Genomic DNA, 25,942 nt, shown 5'->3' with positions numbered 1-25,942 from the left:
TCCTCATCCTAGTAATACAGGCATTCCTGTATGGACGAGTAAAGCAAATGGATGAAGATGCAAAGAGCTAGACGTAACACCTCAATATTACGGATGTCCATCGTAACACTCAAAATGGTTTTGCTCATTGGCTTTAGGGGTATCCCTATTTAAAGAAAGAGGGCATTGAATAAGTTCCAATGAAACCATTCAGGCGCCCTCAATCTGCACATGAATCCCAAAGGTTAGGTTATCCTAATCTAAGAAGATACGTTTATTATACTAATTCGATGATTACCATTGGTGCTGCGTCGCCACGACGAGGACCGATTTTCATAATACGAGTGTAACCACCTTGACGCTCTTCATAACGAGGAGCAATATCACTGAACAATTTTTGAACAGCATCTTGGTTTTTCTCAGCATCAGCTACTTCATGACGAACATATGCAGCTGCTTGGCGACGAGCGTGAAGATCTCCACGTTTACCAAGAGTGATCAATTTTTCAACTACTGAACGAAGTTCTTTAGCACGAGCTTCAGTTGTTTCAATACGCTCATTGATGATTAAATCTGTTGATAAGTCACGTAGCATCGCTTTACGTTGAGCGCTAGTGCGTCCTAACTTTCTGTATCCCATGAAAGTTTCCCTCCTTTGTTGAAGTCATTAAAGGCTAGATTTCAAAAGACAATCAGTCGTCTTTACGCAAACCTAATCCAAGCTCTTCTAGTTTATGTTTTACTTCCTCTAGAGACTTCCTACCTAAGTTACGTACTTTCATCATATCCTCTTCAGTTTTATTAGCTAACTCCTGAACAGTGTTAATGCCTGCACGTTTTAAGCAGTTGTATGAACGAACAGATAAATCTAGTTCTTCAATTGTCATTTCAAGGACTTTTTCTTTTTGGTCTTCTTCTTTTTCAACCATAATTTCAGCATTTTGAGCTTCATCAGTTAAACCAACAAAGATATTCAAATGCTCAGTTAAGATCTTCGCTCCAAGTGCAACTGCATCTTGAGGGCCAGTACTTCCGTCAGTCCAAACATCAAAAGTCAATTTATCAAAATTACTCAATTGACCAACACGAGTATTCTCAACTTGATATTGTACGCGTGAAACTGGCGTATAAATAGAATCAATAGGAATTACACCGATTGGTTGATCTTCTTTTTTGTTTTGAACAGCTGGTGTATAACCACGACCACGTTTAGCAGTTAGACGCATATGCAAATGACCATTTGAACCAAGAGTAGCAATATGAAGATCCGGATTAAGAATCTCTACATCACTATCATGTGTTACATCTGCAGCAGTAACTACACCTTCGCTTTGAACGTCAATTTCTAATGTTTTTTCTTCATCAGAATAGATTTTCAATGCGAGCTTTTTAATGTTTAAAATGATAGATGTTACATCTTCTACGACGCCTTCAATTGTTGAGAACTCATGAAGTACCCCATCAATTTGGATCGAAGTGACAGCGGCACCTGGGAGTGAGGATAATAGGATACGACGTAAGGAGTTACCCAAAGTTGTTCCATATCCACGCTCAAGTGGTTCTACGACGAACTTACCATACTTAGCATCATCGCTGATCTCAACCGTTTCGATTTTTGGTTTTTCTATTTCGATCATCAAAATACACCCTCCTTCAAAACGTCGAAACCCCGGTTTATTAACCGAAATTCCCCCATGTATACGTTCCCGTTTTGTGCACAACAACTGGAATAATAAATACTGTATAATTCATTTACTTTGTATCATATCCCATTATAGACAGGGATTCAAAAGTTTATACAGATTAATTATACACGGCGGCGTTTTGGTGGACGACATCCGTTATGTGGTACTGGAGTAACGTCTCTGATAGCAGTAACTTCTAGACCAGCAGCTTGTAATGCACGAATAGCAGCTTCACGACCTGCACCAGGTCCTTTAACTGTTACTTCTAAAGTTTTCATACCATGTTCCATAGATGCTTTCGCAGCTGTTTCAGCAGCCATTTGCGCAGCGAAAGGAGTCGATTTACGAGAACCTCTGAATCCTAGCGCACCAGCACTTGACCAAGAAAGAGCATTACCATGAGAATCAGTGATAGTTACGATTGTATTATTGAATGTTGAACGAATATGTGCAATTCCGCTTTCAATATTCTTTTTGACACGACGTTTACGTGTATTAGTTTTACGAGCCATTTTAAGAACCCTCCTTTACCGATTATTTCTTTTTGTTCGCTACAGTCTTACGAGGACCTTTACGTGTACGAGCATTGTTTTTAGTATTTTGTCCGCGAACAGGTAAGCCACGACGGTGACGAAGACCGCGGTAGGATCCGATTTCCATTAGACGTTTGATGTTAAGTGATACTTCACGACGAAGGTCACCTTCAACTTTTAATGAATCGATTTGCTCACGAATTTTGTTTAATTCATCTTCAGTAAGATCGCGTACACGAGTATTCTCGTTTACACCAGCTTCTGCTAGAACTTTTTGAGCAGTTGTTTTACCAATACCATAGATATAAGTTAATGAGATTACTACACGTTTTTCACGTGGTACATCTACACCTGCAATACGTGCCACTATATGCGCACCTCCTTCAAATTAGCCTTGTTTTTGTTTATGTTTAGGGTTTTCACAGATAACCATTACTTTACCTTTTCTGCGGATGACTTTGCACTTTTCGCAGATCGGTTTAACTGATGGTCTTACTTTCATTATCCTAACCTCCTTAGTAGTACGGAGTGCAATGATTATTTAAAACGATAAGTGATTCTTCCGCGAGTTAAGTCATAAGGAGAAAGCTCAACTGTTACTTTATCCCCTGGTAAAATACGAATGAAGTGCATGCGGATTTTACCGGAAACATGAGCTAAAACTGTATGACCGTTTTCTAATTCTACCTTAAACATTGCATTTGGCAAAGTGTCTATGACAGTGCCTTCTACTTCAATTACATCATCTTTCGCCACTAAACAAGTCTCCCTTCCATAAAATCATATACGAAATACATCAAATGCTTTCCCAAGCATGTAGATATTCTTTGCTAAAAGGTTCGCAGAATAACACATTCGGACATTCCGATACATAATCTCATAGGTCGCGTAATCAATGCAAGCTTTATGAGCTAATAATCATCTTACTCAAAACAAATGATTTTAAACATATACACAACAACCTTCTGATTATAACATAAAAAGAGTTTGACGTCTCCTTATAGTAAAAAGAAAAATGAGTTAGAAACGGAGTATTTTAGAAAAGCCTACTGTTATTTTACAGTAAGTATTTCATAACCAGTTTCAGTAATGGCTATTGTATGTTCGAAATGGGCACAACGCTTACCATCGACTGTTACGACTGTCCATTGATCTGATAGCGTTGATACATATCTACTACCGATATTTACCATCGGTTCGATAGCTAATACCATACCTGGTTTTAATAGAGGCCCTTTATTCGGGGGACCAAAATGTGGAATCTGTGGTTCCTCATGTAAGTCTTGCCCTACCCCATGTCCGACATATTCTCGTACAATGGAAAAGCCTTTGCTTTCCGCATATGTTTGGATTGCATGAGAGATGTTCGATAAGCGTACACCTGGCTTTGCTTGTTTTAAGCCTTCATATAATGACTGCTCAGTAACTTCAAGCAATGCTTTTGATTGTTCATCAATTGCCCCTACTGCGTAGGTCCAGGCAGAATCACCGTGATAACCGTTATATTTTGCACCTATATCAATACTGATGATATCACCATCGTTTAAGCTGTTATCATCAGGAATCCCGTGAACTAGCTTTTCGTTCACAGATGTACATATACTACCTGGAAAACCGTTATATCCTTTAAAAGATGGGACGGCCCCACATTTGAGAATAAAAGCCTCAGCAAGACGATCTAATTCTCTTGTCGTTATTCCCGGAGTGATATGCTTTTGTAATTCCTCATGTGTTAAAGCGACAATTCTACCAGCTTCTCGCATAATATCGATTTCACGTTGAGTTTTGCTTATGATCATTATTGTAAGCCTCTTAAAAGACTATCTAGATCAGTAAATACTTTACCAATTTCTTGTTGACCGTTAATGTTACGTAAATAGCCTTTATTTTCATAGAAATCAAGCAAAGGTTTTGTTTGCTTAATGTTTACGTCAAGTCTATTTTTAACAGTTGCTTCATTATCATCTTCACGTTGATATAATTCTCCACCACAGCGGTCACATTCGCCCTCTTTAGTTGGAGGATTAAATACAAGATGATATGTTGCCCCACAAGATTTACATATTCTGCGGCCAGTTAGCCTTTCCATCAAAATCTCTTGATCTACATCAATGTTAATAACGTAATCAATTTTTCTTGATAGATCAGAAAGAATATTTTCTAAAGCATCCGCTTGAGCAACGGTTCTAGGGAAACCATCTAAAAGAAAACCTTTTTCGCAATCGGGTTTACCAAGACGTTCTCTAACAATACCAATTGTTACTTCGTCTGGCACAAGTTCACCTTTATCCATAAAAGACTTTGCTTCTAAACCTAGAGCAGTTTCTTCTTTGATCGCTGCACGGAACATGTCTCCAGTAGAGATATGCGGAATACCGTACTTTTCAACAATTCTTTCTGCTTGTGTACCTTTACCGGCACCAGGGAGCCCCATTAATACAAGATTCAAGTGAATTCCCCCCTATTCTATTAGGTTTGAGGGAACAATCGTCCCCTTAAACCTTTCTATTTGATAAAACCTTTATAATGACGTTTAACTAGCTGAGACTCTAACTGTTTGTAAGTATCAAGAGCAACACCAATCACGATTAGTAAGCTCGTTCCACCGATTTGAGCAGTTTCTGGTAGCCCTGCAACATTAATGAAGAACATTGGAATGATTGCAATCGCTGTTAAGAAAAGAGCACCAACAAAAGTTAAACGATATAAGACTTTAGTTAAATATTCCTGCGTGTTTTTACCAGGACGGATGCCCGGTACATAACCACCTTGATTCTTCAAGTTCTCAGAGACTTTCTCTGGGTTTACTTGAATGAATGCATAGAAATATGTGAAAGCAATTATTAATGCAGCATAGATGACCATACCAATTGGCTCAGTATAATCAAATATCTTCTGGATCCAACTCGTTACACTATTCGATTCAAAAAAGCCTGCAATCGTTCGTGGTGTAATGATAAATGAAATCGCAAAGATAACAGGGATAACACCTGCAGCATTTACTTTTAAAGGTAAATGAGTGTTTTGAACACCTACTGGCGTCTTACCTGCTGATGCACGTTTTGCATATTGTACTGGAATTTTTCTTAATGCCTGTTGGATAAAGATTGTTCCAACTACAATAGCAATAACCGCAAGCACGATAAGTACAAGGGTTACGATACGTAGGAATAATTGATCTCCAGCACCTTCAATTTGCTGCGCATAAATTTGGTTAGCGATGGAAGGAATACCGGCAACGATTCCAGCGAAGATAATAATAGAAATACCATTACCAACACCTTTTTCCGTAATTTGCTCCCCTAACCACATTAAAAAAGCAGTTCCTGCAGTTAATACTGTAGCAATTAATAAATAAGAGCCAATACCCGTATTTTCAATTAACATGCCACCAGCAAGATTATTAAACCCATAAGACATACCAAGAGCTTGGATAAAACCAAGCACGATAGTAAAGTATCGTGTAAACTGAGCTAGTTTACGACGACCTGCCTCACCTTGCTTAGCCCATTCCGTAAATTTCGGCACAACGTCCATTTGTAGTAACTGAACAATGATTGATGCTGTAATATACGGCATGATTCCCATCGCAAGAATTGAGAAGTTTAATAACGCACCGCCACCAAATACATTCAAGACACCAAATACACTCATTTGATCCTGTGATTGTAAAATTTGTGCATTCACCCCTGGAACGGGGATAAATGTGCCGATGCGAAATACAATTAACATTAATAGGGTGAAAATGATCTTTCTTCTTATGTCACCCACGCGCATAAAATTGGAGATTGTCTGAAGCATTAGATCACCTCGGCTTTACCGCCGGCAGCTTCGATTGCTTCTTTAGCCGCAGCAGAGAATTTATGAGCTTTAACTGTAAGCTTTTTCTCTACGTTGCCTTTAGCAAGAACTTTAATTCCTGCTTTTTCGTTACTTACAACACCCGTTTCAATAAGAAGCTCTGGAGTAACTTCCGCTCCATCTTCAAAACGATTAAGTGCGTCAAGATTAACTACCGCATATTCTTTACGGTTAATGTTAGTGAATCCGCGTTTTGGTAAGCGTCTGAATAAAGGTGTTTGACCACCTTCGAATCCAGGACGTACGCCGCCGCCAGAACGAGCATTTTGACCTTTATGTCCCTTACCAGCAGTTTTACCGTTACCTGAACCAATACCGCGACCTTTGCGTTTACGTTCTTGACGTGAACCTTCTGCAGGTTTTAATTCATGAAGTTTCATGTTGGCACCTCCTTATTTTGTAGAAGATCGAAAATTATTTTTCAGTTACCGTTACAAGATGAGCAACTTTATTAATCATACCACGGATGGCAGGATTGTCTTGGTGCTCAACTGTTTGGTGCATTTTGCGTAATCCAAGAGCTGTGACTGTTTGGCGTTGGTCCTCAGGGCGACCAATCACACTGCGAGTGAGGGTAACTTCTAGTTTATTCGCCATTTGATTTCCCTCCTTATCCTAACAGTTCTTCTACTGATAAACCACGTAACTTAGCTACGTCTTCAGCACGTTTTAATTGTTGTAGACCATCTAGTGTTGCGCGAACCATGTTAATTGGTGTGTTTGTACCCAATGATTTAGAAAGGATATCGCCTACACCCGCTAACTCTAGTACCGCACGAACTGGTCCACCAGCGATAACTCCTGTACCTTCATATGCAGGTTTTAGAAGAATTTCGCCAGCTCCGAAGTGACCGATTACTTCGTGAGGAATTGTTGTTCCAACCATAGGAACTTCAATTAAGTTTTTCTTCGCATCTTCAATTGCTTTGCGAATAGCTTCTGGTACCTCTTGAGCTTTACCTGTACCAAAGCCAACGTTACCGTTTTTATCTCCAACTACTACAAGAGCAGAGAATCTGAAACGACGTCCACCTTTAACAACCTTAGCTACACGGTTTACCGTAACTACGCGCTCTTCAAGTTCAAGTTTGTTTGGATCAATACGACGCATTCTATATGTCCCTCCTTTGTCTATTAAAATTCTAACCCGTTTTCGCGAGCAGCATCTGCTAACGCTTTAACACGACCATGATATAAGTATCCTCCACGGTCAAATACGATTGATTTCAATCCTTTTGCTTCCGCACGTTTAGCGATTAATTCGCCGACTTTAACAGCCGCATCAACGTTGCCTGTAGCTTCAATACTAGCTTCTTTGTCTTGTGTAGACGCGCTAGCAAGAGTTACTCCGTTCACATCGTCAATTAATTGTGCATAAATGTGTTTATTTGAGCGATACACATTTAGACGAGGACGAGCCGCAGTGCCAGAAAGTTTAGATCTTACGCGAGCGTGTCTTTTCTTACGCACTGCATTTTTATCAGCCTTCGTAATCATTTCGGTCACTCCTTTCGTTTAGCTATGCAGCATTACTTACCTGTTTTACCTTCTTTACGACGAACATATTCTCCTTCATACCTAATACCTTTTCCTTTGTAAGGTTCTGGAGGACGAACGTCACGAATGTTAGCCGCTAAAGCGCCTACACGTTCTTTACTTGCACCTTTTACTACTACTTTCGTATTAGCTGGTACTTCGATTTCGATACCTTCTTCAGGTTCGATTTCAACTGGGTGAGAGTATCCAACGTTCAATACAAGCTTTTTACCTTGTTTTTGGGCACGGTAACCGACACCGATAAGTTCTAAGCCTTTTTCGAAGCCTTTAGATACACCTTCAACCATGTTAGCGATCAATGCACGAGTTGTACCATGAAGCGCACGGTGCTCTTTTTGATCAGAAGGACGCACGATGTTGATTACGTTCTCTTCGATGTTAATTGCGATATCTTTATTAAAAGTGTGAGAAAGCTCACCTTTAGGACCCTTTACGATAACGTGATGATTTTCATCAAGCGTTACTGTTACTCCACTAGGGATTTCAATTGGTTTTTTACCTATACGGGACATTTATTGCACCTCCATTCTTTCTGAAACTATATTACCAAACGTACGCTAGTACTTCTCCGCCTACTTGTTTCGCGCGAGCTTCTTTGTCTGTAAGAACGCCTTGAGAAGTAGAAACGAGTGCGATACCAAGACCGTTAAGAACGCGTGGTACCTCATCAGCTTTAGCATAAACACGAAGACCAGGTTTACTGATACGTTTTAAGCCTGTGATTACACGTTCATTTTTTGCACCGTATTTTAAGAAAATGCGGATAATGCCTTGCTTGTTATCTTCGATAAACTCTACATCACGTACGAAGCCTTCACGCTTAAGGATTTCAGCAACTTCTTTTTTAATATTAGAAGCAGGAACTTCTAATTTTTCGTGACGAACCATGTTCGCATTACGGATGCGAGTTAGCAAATCTGCAATTGGATCTGTCATGACCATTGTTTTTACCTCCTTCCCTAACTTTGGGTTTACCAGCTAGCTTTTTTAACGCCAGGAATTTGTCCTTTATATGCTAATTCACGGAAACAAATACGGCAAAGCTTAAATTTACGGTATACAGAATGTGGACGTCCACAACGTTCGCAACGTGTATATTCTTGTACCTTGTATTTAGGCGTGCGCTTTTGTTTCGCAATCATTGACTTTTTAGCCACGTTTTCGCCTCCCTCTAATTAACGATTACTTTTGGAATGGCATTCCAAATTGTGTTAAAAGTTCACGAGCTTCTTCATCAGTATTGGCAGTTGTTACGATAACGATATCCATACCACGAACTTTGCTTACTTTATCGTAATCGATCTCAGGGAAGATCAATTGCTCTTTAATACCAAGTGTGTAGTTTCCGCGTCCGTCGAAAGACTTTTTAGAAATACCACGGAAGTCACGTACACGTGGAAGAGAAACAGATACTAATTTATCGAAGAATTCGTACATGCGTTCTCCACGTAAAGTAACTTTCGCTCCGATTGGCATACCTTCACGTAAACGGAAGCCAGCGATTGATTTTTTCGCGCGAGTGATAACAGGTTTTTGACCTGCGATTTGTGTTAATTCCTCAACAGCATTATCTAATGCTTTAGAGTTTTGCACAGCATCACCCACACCCATGTTGATAACGATTTTTTCAAGTTTTGGTACTTGCATTACTGATTTATAGTTAAACTTGCTCACAAGAGCAGGAGTAATTTCTTTTACATGTTTTTCTTTTAGGCGGTTCATCGATTGTACCTCCCTTCTTCATTGATCTATTTATCTAAAGATTCACCTGATTTTTTTGCTACACGCACTTTTTTCCCATCAACCGTTTGATAGCCTACGCGAGTTGGTTCACCAGATTTAGGGTCAACCGGCATAACGTTTGATACATGAATAGGTGCTTCTTGGCTAAGGATTCCACCTTGAGGATTCAAGTTAGATGGTTTAGCGTGTTTCTTTACGATATTAACACCTTCTACAAGAACGCGTTCTTGTTTTGGGTAAGCAGCAAGAATAACGCCTGATTTGCCTTTATCCTTACCAGAGATGACCATTACTTTATCACCTTTTTTTACATGCATCTGTGTGCACCTCCTTAAAGGCATTTTGTTTAATTTTTATAGTACTTCTGGAGCTAATGATACGATTTTCATGAAGTTGTTCTCGCGTAGTTCACGAGCAACTGGTCCAAAGATACGTGTACCACGAGGACCTTTATCGTCACGAATAATTACACATGCGTTTTCATCAAAACGGATGTATGTGCCATCTTTACGACGAACGCCGCTCTTTGTACGAACGACAACAGCTTTAACAACATCACCTTTTTTAACAACGCCACCTGGTGTTGCTTGTTTCACTGTGCAAACAATTACATCACCGATGTTGGCAGTTTTACGGCCTGAACCACCTAAAACTTTAATTGTAAGTACTTCACGAGCACCAGAGTTATCAGCAACTTTTAAACGTGATTCTTGTTGAATCATCTGTGTAACCTCCCTTCGGGATCAAACATATTTCCGAACAATTAGATAATAACTGCTTTCTCAACAACTTCAACTAGACGGAAGCGTTTAGTCGCAGATAATGGGCGAGTTTCCATGATACGAACGATATCGCCGATTTTTGCTTCATTTTGCTCATCATGAGCTTTAAACTTTTTAGAGTACTTTACGCGTTTGCCGTATAATGGATGCTTTTTGTATGTTTCGACTAAAACAGTAACAGTTTTATCCATTTTGTCTGAAACAACGCGTCCAGAGTATACTTTGCGTTGGTTACGTTCACTCATTGTGCGAACCTCCTCTCAATATCACTTGCTAAAACCAATTTCTCTTTCACGGATAACAGTTTTCATACGAGCAATTGCTTTACGCACTTCACGGATGCGAGCTGTGTTTTCCAGTTGTCCAGTCGCCAATTGAAAGCGTAGATTAAAAAGCTCTTCTTTTAATGATTTAACTTTTTGTTCTATTTCGGCAGTGGTAAGGTCACGAATTTCATTAGCTTTCATTTGATTCACCACCAATTTCTTCTCGTTTTACAAACTTACATTTAACTGGAAGTTTGTGTGCTGCAAGACGTAGAGCTTCACGAGCGATCTCTTCAGATACACCTGCAATTTCGAACATTACTTTACCAGGCTTAACAACTGCAACCCATCCTTCAGGAGCACCCTTACCAGAACCCATTCGGACTTCAAGAGGCTTAGCAGTGTATGGCTTATGCGGGAATATTTTAATCCAAACTTTACCGCCACGTTTCATGTAACGAGTCATTGCAATACGGGCAGATTCGATTTGACGGTTAGTGATCCAAGAAGCATCTTGAGCTTGTAGACCATATTCACCGAATGTTACTTCAGTACCACCTTTTGCTTGACCGCGCATTTTTCCACGGTGTACACGACGATATTTTACGCGTTTTGGCAATAGCATATTATTTGCCTCCTTCCCCATTATTCTTCTTTGTAGGAAGCACCTCTCCACGATAGATCCATACTTTTACGCCTAACTTACCGTAAGTCGTATCTGCTTCTGCTGTAGCATAATCAATGTCAGCACGAAGAGTATGAAGTGGTACAGTTCCTTCGCTATAAGATTCAGAACGAGCGATATCAGCACCGCCAAGACGTCCAGATACCATTGTTTTGATACCTTTAGCTCCTGCGCGCATAGCACGTTGAATAGTTTGTTTTTGAGCACGACGGAATGATACACGGTTTTCCAATTGACGAGCAATGTTTTCCGCTACTAATTTCGCGTCGATGTCAGCTTTTTTGATTTCAAGAATATTGATGTGAACACGTTTGCCAGTAAGTGCGTTAAGTGCTTTACGCAACGCCTCTACCTCAGTACCACCTTTACCGATAACCATTCCTGGTTTTGCAGTATGGACTGTGATATTTAAGCGATTAGCTGCACGTTCGATTTCTACTTTAGAAACAGATGCATCGCTTAAGCGTTTTGTGATGTACTCACGAACTTTCAGGTCTTCGTGTAAAAGATCAGCGTAGTCTTTACCTGCGTACCATTTTGACTCCCAATCACGGATGACACCGATACGCAAACCGACTGGATTTACTTTTTGACCCACAGATTATCCCTCCTTCTTTTCTGATACAACGATTGTGATGTGACTTGTGCGTTTGTTGATTGCGCTAGCACGACCTTGTGCGCGTGGACGGAAACGTTTTAAAGTTGGTCCTTCGTCAACAAATGCTTGCTCAACTACTAGGTTATTAACATCCATTTCGTAGTTGTGCTCTGCGTTAGCTAGTGCAGATTTTAATACTTTTTCTACGATTGGAGAAGCAGCTTTTGGAGTTAAATTTAAAATCGCTACCGCTTCACCTACTTGCTTACCTCGAATTAAATCTACGACTAAACGAGCTTTACGAGGAGCAATACGAACTGTTCTTGCAACAGCTTTAGCTTGCATTATAATGCCCTCCTCTCATTAACGTCTTGTTTTCTTATCATCATTACCATGGCCTTTGTATGCACGTGTTGGAGCAAATTCTCCAAGCTTGTGGCCTACCATATCTTCAGTAACATAAACAGGCACATGTTTGCGACCATCATACACTGCGATAGTGTGTCCGATGAATTGTGGGAAGATCGTAGAACGGCGAGACCAAGTCTTCACTACTTGCTTGCCATCAGTTTCATTTAACTTTTCGATCTTTGTCATTAAATGTTCGTCAACAAAAGGTCCTTTTTTTAAGCTGCGACCCATGATTGAACCTCCCTTCGTGATTGTTCTACGGCCCGTCTTTGGAACCGTAGTTCAATCCCGTTATTTTTTACGACGACGTACGATAAATTTATCAGATTGATTGTTTTTCTTACGTGTTTTGTATCCAAGAGTTGGTTTACCCCAAGGAGACATAGGTGATTTACGACCGATAGGAGCTTTACCTTCACCACCACCGTGTGGGTGATCGTTAGGGTTCATAACAGATCCACGTACAGTTGGGCGTTTACCTAACCAACGAGAACGACCGGCTTTACCGATGTTAATCAATTCGTGTTGTTCGTTACCAACTTGACCTACAGTAGCGCGGCAAGTAGCAAGAATCATACGAACTTCACCAGAGTTTAAACGTACTAATACGTATTTGCCTTCTTTACCAAGTACTTGTGCACTTGTTCCAGCAGAACGTACCAACTGTCCACCTTTACCAGGTTTAAGTTCGATGTTGTGGATTACAGTACCCACAGGAATGTTTGTAAGTGGTAATGCATTACCTACTTTGATATCTGCTTCAGGACCAGACATTACTTCTGCGCCTACTTTAAGAGTCTTAGGAGCTAGGATGTAACGCTTTTCTCCATCTACATAATTAATTAGTGCAATGTTAGCTGAGCGGTTTGGATCATACTCGACTGTAGCAACGCGACCTGGTATTCCATCTTTGTCACGTTTAAAGTCGATGATACGATATTGACGTTTATGACCGCCGCCTTGATGACGAACTGTCAACTTACCTTGGTTGTTACGGCCACCTTTGCGCTTTACTGGAGCAAGCAAAGATTTTTCTGGTTTGTCTGTAGTGATTTCTGCGAAATCAGATACCGTCATGCCGCGACGACCATTAGAGGTAGGTTTGTATTTTTTAATCGCCATTTCATTTCCCTCCTCTTCTTGTTAGAAATTAAGCTTCAAAGATTTCGATTTCTTTGCTGTCAGCAGTTAGTTTAACAATCGCTTTACGGCGTTTGTTTGTATAACCACCGAATTTACCCATGCGCTTGAATTTACCTTTGTAGTTCATGATGTTCACTTTTTCAACTTTTACATCAAAGATTTCTTGAACAGCATCTTTAACTTGAGTTTTATTAGCTCTTACATCAACTTCAAAAGTATATTTTTTGTCAGCCATGATGTCAGTAGAACGTTCAGTGATAACGGGGCGCTTAATGATATCGCGTGCATCCATTATGCAAGCACCTCCTCTACTTTTTCGACCGCTTGCTTAGTCATGATCAATTTATCATGATTTAAAACGTCTAATACACTGATTCCGTTAGCAGTAACAACTGTTACTCCAGGGATGTTACGAGCAGATAATGCTACGTTTTCATCGATGTCTGCAGTTACGATTAATGCTTTAGAATCTACAGAAAGACCTTTAAGTAGACCTTTAAAGTCTTTTGTTTTTGGAGCTTCGAAAGATAGTGTTTCTAATACTAGAATGTTCTCTTCCGCAACTTTAGTAGATAACGCTGATTTGATAGCTAAGCGACGAACTTTTTTAGGTAATTTATAGCTATAGCTGCGTGGTACAGGACCAAATACAGTACCGCCTCCGCGCCATTGTGGTGAACGAATTGAACCTTGACGAGCACGACCTGTGCCTTTTTGACGCCATGGTTTACGTCCTCCGCCAGCTACTTCAGAACGAATTTTAGTTTTATGAGTTCCTTGACGTAGAGAAGCTCTTTGCATAATAACAGCTTCAAACATCACGTGGTTGTTTGGCTCGATACCAAAGATTGAGTCGTTCAGCTCAATATCGCCAACTTGTGAACCACTTTGGTTTAATAATGCAACTTTAGGCATTCTTACTTCCTCCTTTCCGGGTTATTACTTTGCTTTAACCGCACTTACTAGTTTTAGAAGCGCTTTTTTAGAGCCAGGTACATTACCTTTTACTAATAGAAGATTGCGTTCTGCATCTACTTTTACGATTTCAAGGTTTTGTACTGTGATTTGTTCTCCGCCCATGCGACCCGGTAATAATTTACCTTTAAATACGCGGTTTGGAGCAACAGGACCCATTGAACCTGGGCGACGGTGGTAACGTGAACCGTGTGCCATTGGTCCGCGAGATTGTCCGTGGCGTTTAATTGCACCTTGGAAACCTTTACCTTTTGAAATTCCTGTTACATCAATTTTTTCACCTTCAGCGAAAATATCAACTTTGACTTCCTGACCAACTTCATACTCAGCTAAGTCAGCTCCGCGTAATTCGCGAACGAAGCGCTTAGGAGTAGTATCAGCTTTAGCAGCGTGTCCTTTTTCCGGTTTGTTTGAAAGCTTTTCACGTTTATCTTCAAAACCGATTTGGATTGCTTCGTATCCATCAGTATCAACTGATTTCTTTTGAAGAACAACGTTTGGAGTAGCTTCAACCACTGTTACCGGGATAAGATCACCGTTTTCAGCAAATACTTGAGTCATACCAATCTTTCTTCCTAAGATTCCTTTGGTCATTTCAGTCACACCTCCTAGATTGTTTTAATGTATTAATTAAAGTTTAATTTCGATATCAACACCAGATGGTAAGTCTAAACGCATTAATGAATCGACTGTTTGTGGTGTTGGATTAATGATGTCGATTAAACGTTTGTGTGTACGCATTTCGAATTGCTCACGAGAATCTTTATATTTATGCACCGCACGAAGAATTGTGTAAACTGACTTTTCAGTTGGCAATGGGATTGGACCAGATACAGCCGCACCAGAGCGTTTTGCAGTTTCAACGATTTTTTCAGCAGATTGATCAAGAATTCTGTGATCATAAGCTTTTAAACGAATACGAATTTTTTGTTTTGCCATTATTTTCCCTCCTTTTCGCCTATTTTCATATAGACATTCTCCGTGAAAATTTCCCACACACTCGCCATGGCAAAGCGGCCGGGTGTGTCAGCAACCTTTCACTTCATCGCAGTCAAAGACCAACATTGTCTATTATACAGAAAAGACATAACAAATGCAACTATTGATTGCGTTTCTCTCTGTTCTGCACACTTTTAACATTATAACTGCTGTTAATAGTGTTTTCAAGTATATCTTCCTCTTTACATCATTTTCTAAAAAAGCACTTATTTAATTACTTATTTTTAAATTTTCTAAATTTTTATTTGACAAACATAGACTCATTCATGTAAATTTTAGTCAATAAAATATTTTTTATTTCTTATCATGAGAGGTTGAGGGATAGGCCCGATGACACCTCAGCAACCATCAATAGTGAACACTATTGAAAAGGTGCTAATTCCTACAAGCTATACGCTTGAAAGATGAGAAGATGACTATGATAATAATAGGCCTTCTTCTTGAGGGCCTTTTTTATTTTCTCTTTGGCTTCTCATCCATTGAATTCAACAAAATATGAATTGAAGGAGTGAGACCTTTGAACTTCCTTGAAAAAATGAAGAACCAAGTATTAATTGCTGACGGTGCGATAGGAACACTTCTTTATTCTTATGGTACGGATACATGTTTTGAAGAGTTAAACCTCTCAGCACCGGAACAAATTCAGCACATTCATCAAGCCTATCTCCATGCAGGTGCTGATTTAATTCAAACAAATTCCTATGCTGCGAATTATTTAAAATTGAAACGGTATGGCCTAGAGGATTCAGTCAAAGAGATTAATAGCGCGGCTGTAAAACTGGCACGATCTAGTATTCAACAGCACCAGGCATATGTGCTTGGCACAATTGGAGGTGTACGAGGATTAAACCCCCTCTCTATTCCTCTAGATGAAATTAAACGTAACTTTCGTGAACAGCTATACTGCTTATTGTTAGAAGGCGTAGATGGGCTCCTTCTTGAAACATATTATGATTTAGAAGAATTAGAAACGGTTCTCTCTATTGCCCGGAAAGAAACGGATATACCTATAATTGCCCAAGTGTCTTTACAAGAAATCGCTATATTACAAAATGGGACGTTAATTAATGACGCCTTAAAAAGGTTAGAAGCTAAAGGGGCAGATGTTGTCGGGGTAAACTGCCGTTTAGGTCCACATCATATGTTAGAGACACTCTCCTCCGTTGAATTACCTCAGCACGCGTTTCTCTCTGCATATCCTAACGCGAGTCTACCGGCCTATATCGATGGTACGATTCAATATAAGGAGAGTGAAGACTATTTTAGAAAATCAGCGAAGTCCTTCCTTAAGCAAGGTGTTCGACTGCTTGGTGGTTGCTGCGGAACGACACCTGGCCATATTAAAGCATTTGCAGACGAAGTTAGGCATGCTGTACCAATTATTGAAAAACACGTAACAAATAAAAGGAAACCTAAAATAGAGAGAATTACAATCGAACGCACCAATACCCCGTTAGAGACACTTGTACAAGAAAAACGCACCATCATCGTCGAACTAGACCCACCTAAGAAGCTATCAACTGCTAAATTTTTTGAAGGTGCCAGAGCCTTAAAAGATGCTGGGGTTGATGCAATCACACTCGCAGATAACTCTCTTGCGACACCACGAATCGCAAATGAAGCCCTAGCACACATCATCCAAAAGGATACAAACGTTCGACCACTTGTCCACCTCTCCTGTAGAGATCGAAACTTAATCGGCTTACAATCACATCTCATGGGTCTTCATACATTGGGGTTGCATGATATTTTAGCCATTACAGGGGATCCGGCAAGAGTTGGTAATTTCCCAGGCGCTTCATCTGTGTTTGATTTATCTTCCTTTGAATTAATAGAAATGATTAAACAATTTAATGAAGGAATTTCCCCTTCAGGTTCTGAACTTGGTGAAAATGCCGTCTTTTCTGTCGGGGCAGCATTTAATCCTCATGTCAAATCCTTAGACAAAGCTGTTGCCCGACTTGAAAGGAAGATAAAAGCAGGCGCTGATTATTTCGTGTCACAGCCAGTGTTTTCAGTAACACAACTATTAGAGATTCATGAGGCAACAAAGCATCTGTCCGCACCTATTTTCATCGGAATGATGCCACTGATTAGCAGCAAAAATGCAGAGTATCTTCATAACGAAGTGCCTGGTATCAAGATTACTCAAACGACCCGCGACAGAATGGCTAAAGCGGTTAACCCTGTTCTAGCTGAGAAAGAAGGCTTATTAATTACAAAAGAGTTGATCGATGCAGCCTTAGAACTCTTTCAAGGCATCTACCTTGTTACCCCCTTCCTTAGATATCAACTTACAACCGAGCTGACCAATCATATTAGAAGAAAAGATCAACAGATGAAGGAGCATCATTATGTCAAAATTAGCCATCACTAAACAAATGACGGAAAAGATTTTAATCATGGATGGAGCAATGGGTACCATGCTACAAGAAGCCCACCTAACTGCAGATGACTTTGGTGGTGAGGATTTAGAAGGTTGTAATGAACACCTCACACTTACGCGACCTGAATTGATTCAATCAATTCATGAAGCTTATCTTTCGGCAGGGGCAGATATAATTGAAACAAATACATTCGGAGCGACGCGTATCGTTTTAGAAGAATATAATATTGGGCATTTAAGTGAATTATTAAACCGCAGAGCGGCTGAAATCGCTATAAAAGCAGCGCATAAATACGACAAGCCTAATCATCCGCGATATGTAGCAGGATCTATGGGACCAACTACTAAGACATTAAGCGTTACCGGTGGAACAACTTTTAAACAATTAGTCATGGATTATCGTACACAAGCCATAGGACTCATTGACGGTGGTGTAGATTTATTATTAATAGAAACAAGCCAAGATCTCCTTAATGTAAAAGCTGCTTTCCTAGGGATTAAAGAAGCCTTTCATCACACAAAGAAAGAACTCCCTATAATGGTATCAGGGACAATAGAACCGATGGGCACCACTTTGGCAGGGCAAAACATCGAAGCGTTTTACATTTCAATAGAGCACATGAAACCAATAGCTGTTGGACTCAACTGCGCAACTGGACCGGAATTTATGCAAGAGCATATTCGCTCTCTAGCACAACTCTCTTCAACTGGGGTTAGCTGTTATCCTAATGCAGGCTTACCAGATGAAGACGGTTGTTATCACGAAACAGCAGAATCTCTATCTACAAAGCTTTTGGATTTTGCCACACAGGGCTGGGTGAATATCGTTGGTGGTTGTTGCGGTACCACACCAGCGCACATCACAGCAATCAGTCAAGCATTAGCCCATGTACCACCCCGTCCCATTACTAAAAAGAGACAGCATAAACTATCAGGTATTGAACCCCTTACCTATGATGAATCTATTAGACCGATTATGGTTGGTGAGCGGACAAATGTCATTGGCTCAAAGAAATTCAAACGGTTGATTAATGAAGGAAAGTATGAGGAAGCATCGGAAATTGCTAGAGCCCAAGTTAAAAAAGGAGCAAGCGTCATTGATATATGCCTTGCTGACCCTGATCGTAATGAGATAGAAGATATGGACCATTTTTTAGCTGAAGTAACGAAAAAAATCAAAGTTCCCCTAGTCATTGATTCAACTGATGATGAAGTAATCGCCAAAGCTCTTACCTACTCTCAAGGTAAAGCTATAATCAATTCGATTAACTTAGAAGATGGTGAGGACCGATTCGCCTTTGCTGCAAAGCTTATCCATCAGTACGGAGCAGCCATTGTTGTCGGTACCATTGATGAGGAAGGCATGGCCATCACAGCTGAAAACAAGCTAGTCATAGCTAAACGGGCCTATCACATCCTCGTTGAGCAGTATCAAGTACCTCCAGAGGATATTATCTTCGACCCCCTCGTATTTCCTGTCGGCACTGGAGATGAACAATATATTGGTTCTGCTAAAGAAACTGTACTTGGTATTAAACTTATTAAAGAAGCTCTACCGGAGGCGAAAACGATTTTAGGCATTAGTAATGTGTCCTTTGGTCTTCCGAGTGTGGGGAGAGAAATTTTAAATTCCGTCTTCCTCTTTCATTGCACGAAAGCCGGGCTAGACTATGCAATCGTCAATACAGAAAAGCTAGAGCGTTTCCCAAGCATCCCTAAAAATGAAGTCGAATTAGCAGAAAAGCTTCTTTTTCAAACCAGCGATAGCATTTTAGCTGATTTTACTGACTTTTATCGTGATAAGAAGAAGGAAAAAAGGATAGAAACCCATTTACTATCATTAGAAGAACGTTTATCAAGCTATATAATAGAAGGAACAAAAGAAGGCCTTCTCCCAGATTTAGAAAGAGCATTAGCGAAATACCCAAATCCATTAGATATTATCAACGGACCATTAATGAATGGTATGGCAGAAGTAGGTAGATTATTTAATGATAATCAATTAATTGTTGCAGAAGTCTTACAAAGTGCAGAAGTAATGAAAGCATCAGTCGCGTTTTTAGAACCTTATATGGAGAATGATAAACAAACATCTACAAGTAAGGGGAAAGTTTTACTCGCAACCGTCAAAGGTGATGTCCATGATATCGGTAAGAATCTTGTCGATATTATTCTCTCTAACAATGGATTTGAAACCATTGATCTTGGAATTAAAGTCTCTTCTGCTGAACTTATCGCAGCCATTAGAGAGGAAAAACCCGACATCATTGGACTCTCTGGCTTACTCGTAAAGTCAGCACAACAAATGGCATTAACAGCAAAGGACTTACAGGATGCCCATATACAAACCCCCATTATGGTGGGGGGAGCTGCCTTATCTCGAAAATTTACGAATAATAAAATCGCCCCTAACTACAAAGGACTCGTCTTATATGCAAAAGATGCAATGACCGGTCTGAGTTTAGCAAATGAAATCCGAGAACCAAGTCGCTATAGTGAATTATTTCAAGCACAAATCTCGAGAACAGCACAAACTACCAAAGAAGAAGCCCAATTGATAAAAAAATATTCCGAACCAGCCGTTGGAGTGAAAACCGTTCAAGAAGCTCCTATTTTTCAACCGCAAGACTTAAAGAGACATTTAATTACAAATCTCTCTTTCCACCATATAGAACCATATATTAACCGTAAAATGCTGCTATATCATCTTGGGGTTAAAAATCAAAAAAGGGAGCTCACTAATGAAAAACTAGAAAAGGTGAATATCCTGTTAGACTCACTGATCCATGAAATAATTAAAAATAACTGGATACAACCAAAAGCTACTTACCAATTTTTTAAAGCAAATGCCAATGGAAATAATATCATTATAATGAATAAAGACGATCTTCCTATTGAAAAGTTTGCATTCCCTAGACAAGAAAAAGGAAAAAATCTTTGTCTTGCTGATTATCTAAGAGAAAAGCAAACAGACTACGTATGTTTTTTTGCTGTAACAGCAGGAAAGGGAATACGACAAGCAGCTACACAATTAAAAGAGGAAGGCAGATTTCTAGAAAGTCACGCATTGCAAGCAATTGCGTTAGAAACAGCTGAAGGGCTGGCTGAGTATATTCACAGACAGATTAGGGATAAATGGGGTTTTCCAGATCACCCAACAATGACGATGGAGGAGCGTTTTGCGGCTAAATATCAAGGACAACGATTTTCATTCGGTTATCCAGCCTGTCCAAATTTAGAAGATCAAGCGAAGTTATTCCGTCTTATACAACCAGAGGATATTGAGATCGAATTAACAGAAGGTTATATGATGGAACCTGAAGCATCTGTTACAGCTATGGTGTTTTCACACCCCGAAGCAAGATACTTTAATGTACACTCCTCTTCATGATTGATGTAGAAAAAGCATAAAGAAAAAGCAGCCGGCGTCCCGACTGCTTTTTCTATGAAAGGCGTCCCCTTCAAATATCATAATCAAAATTTATTACTCAACGATTGTAGCAACTACGCCAGCGCCTACAGTACGTCCACCCTCACGGATAGAGAATTTAGTACCTTCTTCGATAGCGATTGGAGAGATAAGTTCAACGTTCATTTCGATGTTATCTCCAGGCATAACCATTTCTACACCTTCAGGAAGGTTACAAATACCAGTTACATCAGTTGTACGGAAGTAGAACTGAGGACGGTAGTTTGTGAAGAATGGAGTGTGACGTCCACCTTCTTCTTTAGATAAAACGTAAACTTCAGCTTTGAATTTTACGTGTGGAGTAATTGAAGATGGTTTAGCTAATACTTGACCACGTTGGATATCTTCACGTGCAACACCACGAAGAAGAGCACCAATGTTATCTCCTGCTTCAGCATAATCAAGAAGCTTACGGAACATTTCAACACCTGTTACAGTAGTTGATTTTGGTTCTTCAGCAAGACCGATGATTTCAATAGTATCACCGACTTTAACTTGTCCACGCTCAACACGACCTGTAGCAACAGTACCACGACCAGTGATTGAGAATACATCCTCAACTGGCATCATGAATGGTTTTTCAGTGTCACGAGTTGGAGTTGGGATATACTCATCAACTGCAGCCATTAATTCAATGATTTTTTCTTCCCACGCAGCATCTCCTTCAAGAGCTTTAAGCGCAGAACCTTTGATTACAGGAATATCGTCACCAGGGAATTCATATTCAGAAAGAAGGTCACGAACTTCCATTTCTACTAATTCAAGTAATTCTTCGTCGTCTACCATGTCACATTTGTTCATGAATACAACAAGGTAAGGTACACCTACTTGACGAGAAAGAAGGATGTGCTCACGAGTTTGTGGCATTGGGCCATCAGCAGCAGATACTACTAGGATACCGCCGTCCATTTGTGCAGCACCAGTGATCATGTTTTTAACATAGTCAGCGTGACCTGGGCAGTCAACGTGTGCATAGTGACGGTTTTCAGTTTCGTACTCAACGTGTGCAGTAGAGATTGTGATACCACGCTCTCTTTCTTCTGGAGCAGCATCGATTTGGTCATATCCACGAGCTTCACCGCCGCCTGCTTTCGCAAGTACAGTTGTGATTGCTGCTGTTAATGTAGTTTTACCATGGTCAACGTGTCCGATAGTTCCGATGTTAACATGGGGTTTTGAACGGTCAAATTTTTCTTTAGCCATTAGGAAAATCCTCCTTTAAATTTAAATAAATTAAGTATTTGATTGACATTGGTCGGTGGCTACCTTCCAATGTCAGGTTACTTACAATGATAGTTATACTTGATTAAAAAGGTAAAATCAATTATTCACCTTTATTTTTTTTGATGATTTCTTCAGAAATTGATTTTGGAACTTCTTCATAATGATCAAAGTGCATTGAGAATGTACCGCGACCTTGCGTATTAGAACGCAATGAAGTAGCATAACCAAACATTTCAGAAAGTGGAACCATTGCACGAACAACTTGCGCGTTACCGCGAGCTTCCATACCTTCTACACGTCCACGACGAGAAGTAACATCACCCATAATGTCTCCCATATACTCTTCCGGAATAACTACTTCAACTTTCATTACCGGTTCAAGGATAACTGGGTTACATTTTGAAGCAGCGTTTTTCAGTGCCATAGAAGCGGCAATTTTAAACGCCATTTCAGATGAGTCAACATCATGGTAAGATCCATCAAATAATCTAGCTTTAATATCAACCATTGGATAGCCGGCTAATACACCACGCTCCATAGCATCTTCAAGACCAGATTGTACTGCAGGGATATATTCACGTGGAACAACACCACCAACGATGCCGTTTACGAATTCAAATCCTGCACCTTCTTCATTTGGAGAGAACTCAATCCAAACGTGACCAAATTGACCACGACCACCGGATTGACGCGCGAATTTACCTTCGATGTTTGCAGATGCACGGAAAGTTTCACGATAAGCAACTTGTGGTGCACCAACATTTGCTTCTACTTTAAATTCACGTTTCATACGGTCTACAAGGATATCAAGGTGAAGCTCACCCATACCAGCGATGATTACTTGACCAGTTTCTTGGTCAGTATGCGCGCGGAATGTTGGATCTTCTTCTTGAAGTTTTTGAAGTGCTGTAGTCATCTTATCTTGGTCTGCTTTAGACTTCGGTTCGATAGAAAGAGAGATAACTGGCTCTGGGAACTCCATAGATTCAAGAATTACAAGACTCTTTTCATCACATAGTGTATCTCCAGTAGAAGTATCTTTCAAACCAACAGCAGCAGCAATATCCCCTGCATAAACTGTAGAGATCTCTTCACGAGAGTTTGCATGCATTTGTAGGATACGACCTACACGTTCACGTTTATCTTTTGTAGAGTTCTTAACATAAGAACCTGAATCTAACGTACCAGAGTAAACGCGGAAGAAAGTTAATTTACCAACATAAGGGTCAGTCATAACTTTAAATGCTAATGCAGAGAAAGGCTCTTCATCACTTGATGGACGAGTAACTTCTTCTTCTGTGTCTGGATTAATACCTTTAATGGCATGTACATCCAATGGAGATGGAAGATAGTCGATTACTGCATCAAGCATTTTTTGAACACCTTTGTTTTTGAATGCAGATCCACAAATAACTGGATAGAATTCAACGTTTACTGTACCTTGACGGATTGCAGCTTTAATCTCTTCATTAGAGATTTCTTCTCCACCAAGATATTTCTCCATTAATTCTTCATCAAGTTCAGCAAGAGCTTCGATTAATTTTTCACGATACTCTTGGGCTTGATCCATATATTCTTCAGGAATTTCACGAGTTTCGATGTCAGTACCAAGATCGTTACCGTAGAAAGTAGCTTTCATTTCGATAAGGTCAATGATACCTTCGAATTCGTCTTCAGCACCAATTGGTAATTGGATAGCTGCTGCATTTGCTTGCAGACGATCATGAAGTGTACCTAAAGAGTACAAGAAGTCTGCACCGATTTTATCCATTTTGTTTACGAATACCACACGTGGTACGCCGTAAGTTGTCGCTTGACGCCATACAGTCTCAGTCTGTGGTTCAACACCAGATTGAGCATCTAGTACAGCAACTGCTCCATCAAGTACACGCAAAGAACGTTCAACTTCAACTGTGAAGTCTACGTGTCCTGGCGTGTCAATGATATTAACACGGTGGCCTTTCCATTGAGCTGTAGTAGCGGCAGAAGTGATTGTAATACCACGTTCTTGCTCTTGCTCCATCCAGTCCATTTGTGAAGCACCTTCATGTGTTTCACCAATTTTATGGATACGACCAGTGTAATAAAGAACACGCTCAGTTGTTGTTGTTTTACCAGCATCAATATGAGCCATGATACCAATATTACGCGTATTATCTAAGGAGAACTCTCTTGCCATTGTGTCTTTCTCCTTCCTAGTATGGGAATTGTTTTTATAATATAAAAGTGAATCTTACCAGCGATAGTGAGCAAATGCTTTGTTTGCTTCAGCCATTTTATGAGTGTCTTCACGTTTCTTCACTGATGCACCAGTGTTGTTAGCTGCATCAAGAATTTCGTTTGCAAGACGCTCTTCCATTGTTTTCTCACCGCGAAGGCGAGCGTAGTTTACTAACCAACGAAGACCAAGAGTTGTACGGCGATCAGGACGCACCTCAACTGGTACTTGGTAGTTAGCTCCACCAACACGGCGTGCTCTTACTTCAAGTACAGGCATGATGTTTTTAAGCGCTTGATCGAATACTTCCATTGGCTCTTTGCCAGTACGCTCACTAATGATATCAAATGCATTATATAGAATTGCTTGAGATTTACCTCTCTTACCATCTACCATCATTTTATTGATTAGACGGCTAACAAGCTTTGAGTTGTAAATCGGATCAGGCAATACGTCTCTTTTTGCTACAGGACCTTTACGTGGCATGTAATTTTTCCTCCTTTCAAGAAAGGGTTATTTTTATTTGTGAATTATTTCTTAGCTGCTTTAGGACGTTTAGCACCGTATTTAGAACGACCTTGCATACGGTTGTTAACACCAGCAGTATCAAGTGCACCACGAACGATATGGTAACGTACACCCGGTAAGTCTTTTACACGACCGCCACGGATAAGTACCACACTGTGCTCTTGTAGGTTATGACCAATACCAGGAATATAAGCATTCACTTCGATTCCGTTAGTTAAACGTACACGTGCATATTTACGCAACGCTGAGTTTGGTTTTTTTGGAGTCATTGTACCAACACGAGTACATACACCGCGTTTTTGTGGTGAAGATATGTTCGTTTGTACTTTTTTGAAGCTGTTATAACCTTTGTTCAACGCAGGAGAAGTTGATTTCTCTTCCTTTGTTTTACGAGGCTTGCGTACTAATTGATTAATAGTAGGCATGTATTTTTCCTCCCTTCATCTTTTCATGTAAGCCCACACATCCAGGTGGTTCATTTAAAGGCAAAAACAAAGTCCTTGCAGATTTCTATCTACAAAAACAGTTTTTAAATAGTTAATGCAACAGCTGCAGCACCTACATCTATCCCACATGCTTTACCAAGCTTTTTCATCGAATCAACATATGTGATTGGAACGTTATGATCTTTAGCAGCTTCTTCTATCATAGATTTGACTTGAAAATTTGTATCGCTAGCGATGACTACTTCAGATACAATTCCAGATTTAAGAGCTTTCACTGTTTGTTTAGTTCCTACTATAATTTCTTTCGCCTGCAATACTTTTTCATAAGACATTAATTCATCCTCCAAAGTATCCAGTAATAGGAGCACCTTTGCTATATTACCACCAATTGAAAATGATGTCAACAATCATTCATATTTTTTTAATATAGAAGGTCGGTGCCATTCTTAAAAAG

At 39.9% G+C, this 25,942-nt stretch carries 37 protein-coding genes and 1 riboswitch; of the genes, 2 read left to right on the top strand and 35 right to left on the bottom strand.

All coding sequences use genetic code 11. The features are described 5' to 3' along the window. Nucleotides 1-256: 256 nt before the first annotated feature. The 30 genes from rplQ to rpsJ all read right to left on the bottom strand — a co-directional run bounded on the left by rplQ (nucleotide 257) and on the right by rpsJ (nucleotide 15,157). Entirely contained in the window at nucleotides 257-619 is a 363-nt protein-coding gene (gene rplQ, locus MKX78_RS00850; RefSeq protein ID WP_095371198.1) for a 50S ribosomal protein L17, read from the bottom strand. Nucleotides 620-671: 52 nt separating this feature from the next. Further along, complete coding sequence (locus tag MKX78_RS00845; protein ID WP_095371199.1) at nucleotides 672-1,616, bottom strand: DNA-directed RNA polymerase subunit alpha; 945 nt, start codon at nucleotides 1,614-1,616, stop codon at nucleotides 672-674. Between the two features lie 170 nt (nucleotides 1,617-1,786). Further along, nucleotides 1,787-2,176, bottom strand: a complete 390-nt coding sequence (gene rpsK, locus MKX78_RS00840) for a 30S ribosomal protein S11 (protein WP_095371200.1) — start codon at nucleotides 2,174-2,176, stop codon at nucleotides 1,787-1,789. Nucleotides 2,177-2,198: 22 nt separating this feature from the next. Further along, nucleotides 2,199-2,564 (bottom strand): 30S ribosomal protein S13, encoded by a 366-nt coding sequence (rpsM, locus tag MKX78_RS00835; protein WP_095371201.1) that lies wholly within the window; start codon nucleotides 2,562-2,564, stop codon nucleotides 2,199-2,201. Nucleotides 2,565-2,585: 21 nt separating this feature from the next. Beyond that, on the bottom strand, nucleotides 2,586-2,699 hold the full coding sequence (gene rpmJ, locus MKX78_RS00830) for a 50S ribosomal protein L36 (protein WP_003156543.1): 114 nt from the start codon (nucleotides 2,697-2,699) through the stop codon (nucleotides 2,586-2,588). A gap of 35 nt (nucleotides 2,700-2,734) precedes the next feature. After that, nucleotides 2,735-2,953, bottom strand: a complete 219-nt coding sequence (gene infA, locus MKX78_RS00825; RefSeq protein ID WP_095371202.1) for a translation initiation factor IF-1 — start codon at nucleotides 2,951-2,953, stop codon at nucleotides 2,735-2,737. Nucleotides 2,954-3,249: 296 nt separating this feature from the next. Beyond that, nucleotides 3,250-3,996 (bottom strand): type I methionyl aminopeptidase, encoded by a 747-nt coding sequence (gene map / locus MKX78_RS00820; protein WP_251163144.1) that lies wholly within the window; start codon nucleotides 3,994-3,996, stop codon nucleotides 3,250-3,252. After that, nucleotides 3,996-4,646 (bottom strand): adenylate kinase, encoded by a 651-nt coding sequence (locus tag MKX78_RS00815; RefSeq protein ID WP_095371204.1) that lies wholly within the window; start codon nucleotides 4,644-4,646, stop codon nucleotides 3,996-3,998. The genes map and MKX78_RS00815 overlap by 1 nt, the downstream gene beginning before the upstream one ends. Nucleotides 4,647-4,702: 56 nt before the next feature. Beyond that, complete coding sequence (gene secY, locus MKX78_RS00810; RefSeq protein WP_095371205.1) at nucleotides 4,703-5,998, bottom strand: preprotein translocase subunit SecY; 1,296 nt, start codon at nucleotides 5,996-5,998, stop codon at nucleotides 4,703-4,705. Further along, nucleotides 5,998-6,438, bottom strand: coding sequence for a 50S ribosomal protein L15 (gene rplO / locus MKX78_RS00805; protein WP_095371206.1), 441 nt, complete (start codon nucleotides 6,436-6,438; stop codon nucleotides 5,998-6,000). The genes secY and rplO overlap by 1 nt, the downstream gene beginning before the upstream one ends. 34 nt (nucleotides 6,439-6,472) lie before the next feature. Further along, nucleotides 6,473-6,655, bottom strand: a complete 183-nt coding sequence (gene rpmD, locus MKX78_RS00800; protein ID WP_095371207.1) for a 50S ribosomal protein L30 — start codon at nucleotides 6,653-6,655, stop codon at nucleotides 6,473-6,475. 13 nt (nucleotides 6,656-6,668) lie between these two features. After that, a complete protein-coding gene (gene rpsE / locus MKX78_RS00795; protein ID WP_095371208.1) occupies nucleotides 6,669-7,169 on the bottom strand; it encodes a 30S ribosomal protein S5 in 501 nt (166 codons plus the stop codon). A gap of 23 nt (nucleotides 7,170-7,192) precedes the next feature. Beyond that, the gene (gene rplR, locus MKX78_RS00790) at nucleotides 7,193-7,555 is read right to left on the bottom strand and encodes a 50S ribosomal protein L18 (RefSeq protein ID WP_095371209.1); all 363 of its coding nucleotides are present in this window, start codon (nucleotides 7,553-7,555) and stop codon (nucleotides 7,193-7,195) included. Nucleotides 7,556-7,587: 32 nt separating this feature from the next. After that, nucleotides 7,588-8,127: a 50S ribosomal protein L6 gene (rplF, locus tag MKX78_RS00785; protein WP_095371210.1), complete on the bottom strand. Its 540-nt coding sequence runs from the start codon at nucleotides 8,125-8,127 to the stop codon at nucleotides 7,588-7,590. A 31-nt stretch (nucleotides 8,128-8,158) separates the two neighbouring features. Further along, nucleotides 8,159-8,557, bottom strand: a complete 399-nt coding sequence (gene rpsH, locus MKX78_RS00780) for a 30S ribosomal protein S8 (protein WP_095371211.1) — start codon at nucleotides 8,555-8,557, stop codon at nucleotides 8,159-8,161. A 29-nt stretch (nucleotides 8,558-8,586) separates the two neighbouring features. After that, a complete protein-coding gene (gene rpsN, locus MKX78_RS00775) occupies nucleotides 8,587-8,772 on the bottom strand; it encodes a 30S ribosomal protein S14 (RefSeq protein ID WP_009499044.1) in 186 nt (61 codons plus the stop codon). A 25-nt stretch (nucleotides 8,773-8,797) separates the two neighbouring features. Next, entirely contained in the window at nucleotides 8,798-9,337 is a 540-nt protein-coding gene (rplE, locus tag MKX78_RS00770) for a 50S ribosomal protein L5 (RefSeq protein ID WP_095371212.1), read from the bottom strand. A 26-nt stretch (nucleotides 9,338-9,363) separates the two neighbouring features. Continuing rightward, a complete protein-coding gene (gene rplX, locus MKX78_RS00765; protein ID WP_095371213.1) occupies nucleotides 9,364-9,675 on the bottom strand; it encodes a 50S ribosomal protein L24 in 312 nt (103 codons plus the stop codon). A gap of 36 nt (nucleotides 9,676-9,711) precedes the next feature. Further along, entirely contained in the window at nucleotides 9,712-10,080 is a 369-nt protein-coding gene (gene rplN / locus MKX78_RS00760; RefSeq protein WP_095371214.1) for a 50S ribosomal protein L14, read from the bottom strand. Nucleotides 10,081-10,121: 41 nt separating this feature from the next. Further along, entirely contained in the window at nucleotides 10,122-10,385 is a 264-nt protein-coding gene (gene rpsQ, locus MKX78_RS00755; RefSeq protein WP_095371215.1) for a 30S ribosomal protein S17, read from the bottom strand. 21 nt (nucleotides 10,386-10,406) lie between these two features. Continuing rightward, on the bottom strand, nucleotides 10,407-10,607 hold the full coding sequence (rpmC, locus tag MKX78_RS00750) for a 50S ribosomal protein L29 (protein ID WP_009336588.1): 201 nt from the start codon (nucleotides 10,605-10,607) through the stop codon (nucleotides 10,407-10,409). Continuing rightward, the gene (rplP, locus tag MKX78_RS00745) at nucleotides 10,597-11,031 is read right to left on the bottom strand and encodes a 50S ribosomal protein L16 (RefSeq protein ID WP_095371216.1); all 435 of its coding nucleotides are present in this window, start codon (nucleotides 11,029-11,031) and stop codon (nucleotides 10,597-10,599) included. Before rplP ends, rpmC begins: the two co-directional genes overlap by 11 nt. 1 nt (nucleotide 11,032) lies before the next feature. Next, the gene (gene rpsC / locus MKX78_RS00740; protein ID WP_095371217.1) at nucleotides 11,033-11,689 is read right to left on the bottom strand and encodes a 30S ribosomal protein S3; all 657 of its coding nucleotides are present in this window, start codon (nucleotides 11,687-11,689) and stop codon (nucleotides 11,033-11,035) included. 3 nt (nucleotides 11,690-11,692) lie between these two features. Then, complete coding sequence (rplV, locus tag MKX78_RS00735; RefSeq protein WP_095371218.1) at nucleotides 11,693-12,034, bottom strand: 50S ribosomal protein L22; 342 nt, start codon at nucleotides 12,032-12,034, stop codon at nucleotides 11,693-11,695. 18 nt (nucleotides 12,035-12,052) lie between these two features. After that, entirely contained in the window at nucleotides 12,053-12,331 is a 279-nt protein-coding gene (gene rpsS / locus MKX78_RS00730) for a 30S ribosomal protein S19 (protein ID WP_095371219.1), read from the bottom strand. A gap of 60 nt (nucleotides 12,332-12,391) precedes the next feature. After that, on the bottom strand, nucleotides 12,392-13,222 hold the full coding sequence (gene rplB / locus MKX78_RS00725) for a 50S ribosomal protein L2 (RefSeq protein ID WP_095371220.1): 831 nt from the start codon (nucleotides 13,220-13,222) through the stop codon (nucleotides 12,392-12,394). A gap of 28 nt (nucleotides 13,223-13,250) precedes the next feature. Next, on the bottom strand, nucleotides 13,251-13,535 hold the full coding sequence (gene rplW, locus MKX78_RS00720; RefSeq protein ID WP_095371221.1) for a 50S ribosomal protein L23: 285 nt from the start codon (nucleotides 13,533-13,535) through the stop codon (nucleotides 13,251-13,253). Further along, nucleotides 13,535-14,158, bottom strand: coding sequence for a 50S ribosomal protein L4 (gene rplD, locus MKX78_RS00715; protein ID WP_095371222.1), 624 nt, complete (start codon nucleotides 14,156-14,158; stop codon nucleotides 13,535-13,537). Before rplD ends, rplW begins: the two co-directional genes overlap by 1 nt. 24 nt (nucleotides 14,159-14,182) lie before the next feature. Further along, nucleotides 14,183-14,812: a 50S ribosomal protein L3 gene (rplC, locus tag MKX78_RS00710; protein ID WP_095371223.1), complete on the bottom strand. Its 630-nt coding sequence runs from the start codon at nucleotides 14,810-14,812 to the stop codon at nucleotides 14,183-14,185. A 36-nt stretch (nucleotides 14,813-14,848) separates the two neighbouring features. Then, the gene (rpsJ, locus tag MKX78_RS00705) at nucleotides 14,849-15,157 is read right to left on the bottom strand and encodes a 30S ribosomal protein S10 (protein ID WP_003348621.1); all 309 of its coding nucleotides are present in this window, start codon (nucleotides 15,155-15,157) and stop codon (nucleotides 14,849-14,851) included. 358 nt (nucleotides 15,158-15,515) lie between these two features. Further along, nucleotides 15,516-15,628, top strand: a riboswitch (SAM riboswitch). Nucleotides 15,629-15,734: 106 nt separating this feature from the next. On the opposite strand from rpsJ, the gene MKX78_RS00700 reads away from it, so the two are divergent. Continuing rightward, entirely contained in the window at nucleotides 15,735-17,594 is a 1,860-nt protein-coding gene (locus MKX78_RS00700) for a bifunctional homocysteine S-methyltransferase/methylenetetrahydrofolate reductase (protein WP_341049337.1), read from the top strand. Continuing rightward, complete coding sequence (metH, locus tag MKX78_RS00695) at nucleotides 17,572-20,994, top strand: methionine synthase (RefSeq protein ID WP_341049336.1); 3,423 nt, start codon at nucleotides 17,572-17,574, stop codon at nucleotides 20,992-20,994. The genes MKX78_RS00700 and metH overlap by 23 nt, the downstream gene beginning before the upstream one ends. A 93-nt stretch (nucleotides 20,995-21,087) precedes the next feature. On the opposite strand, the gene tuf is transcribed toward metH, so the two are convergent. The 5 genes from tuf to MKX78_RS00670 all read right to left on the bottom strand — a co-directional run bounded on the left by tuf (nucleotide 21,088) and on the right by MKX78_RS00670 (nucleotide 25,820). Further along, a complete protein-coding gene (gene tuf, locus MKX78_RS00690) occupies nucleotides 21,088-22,275 on the bottom strand; it encodes an elongation factor Tu (RefSeq protein WP_307317031.1) in 1,188 nt (395 codons plus the stop codon). Nucleotides 22,276-22,396: 121 nt separating this feature from the next. After that, entirely contained in the window at nucleotides 22,397-24,475 is a 2,079-nt protein-coding gene (gene fusA, locus MKX78_RS00685; RefSeq protein WP_341049334.1) for an elongation factor G, read from the bottom strand. Between the two features lie 54 nt (nucleotides 24,476-24,529). Beyond that, on the bottom strand, nucleotides 24,530-25,000 hold the full coding sequence (gene rpsG, locus MKX78_RS00680) for a 30S ribosomal protein S7 (protein WP_095371228.1): 471 nt from the start codon (nucleotides 24,998-25,000) through the stop codon (nucleotides 24,530-24,532). A 44-nt stretch (nucleotides 25,001-25,044) separates the two neighbouring features. Continuing rightward, the gene (rpsL, locus tag MKX78_RS00675) at nucleotides 25,045-25,467 is read right to left on the bottom strand and encodes a 30S ribosomal protein S12 (protein WP_095371229.1); all 423 of its coding nucleotides are present in this window, start codon (nucleotides 25,465-25,467) and stop codon (nucleotides 25,045-25,047) included. A gap of 104 nt (nucleotides 25,468-25,571) precedes the next feature. After that, the gene (locus MKX78_RS00670) at nucleotides 25,572-25,820 is read right to left on the bottom strand and encodes a 50S ribosomal protein L7ae-like protein (RefSeq protein ID WP_095371230.1); all 249 of its coding nucleotides are present in this window, start codon (nucleotides 25,818-25,820) and stop codon (nucleotides 25,572-25,574) included. Between the last annotated feature and the right edge of the window lie 122 nt (nucleotides 25,821-25,942).

Source organism: Cytobacillus sp. FSL R5-0569 (assembly GCF_038007265.1).
GTDB classification, from domain to species: domain Bacteria; phylum Bacillota; class Bacilli; order Bacillales; family Cytobacillaceae; genus Cytobacillus; species Cytobacillus kochii.
Note: the sequence above shows the minus strand (reverse complement) of the source record. Positions and strands in the feature narration are given on the sequence as shown.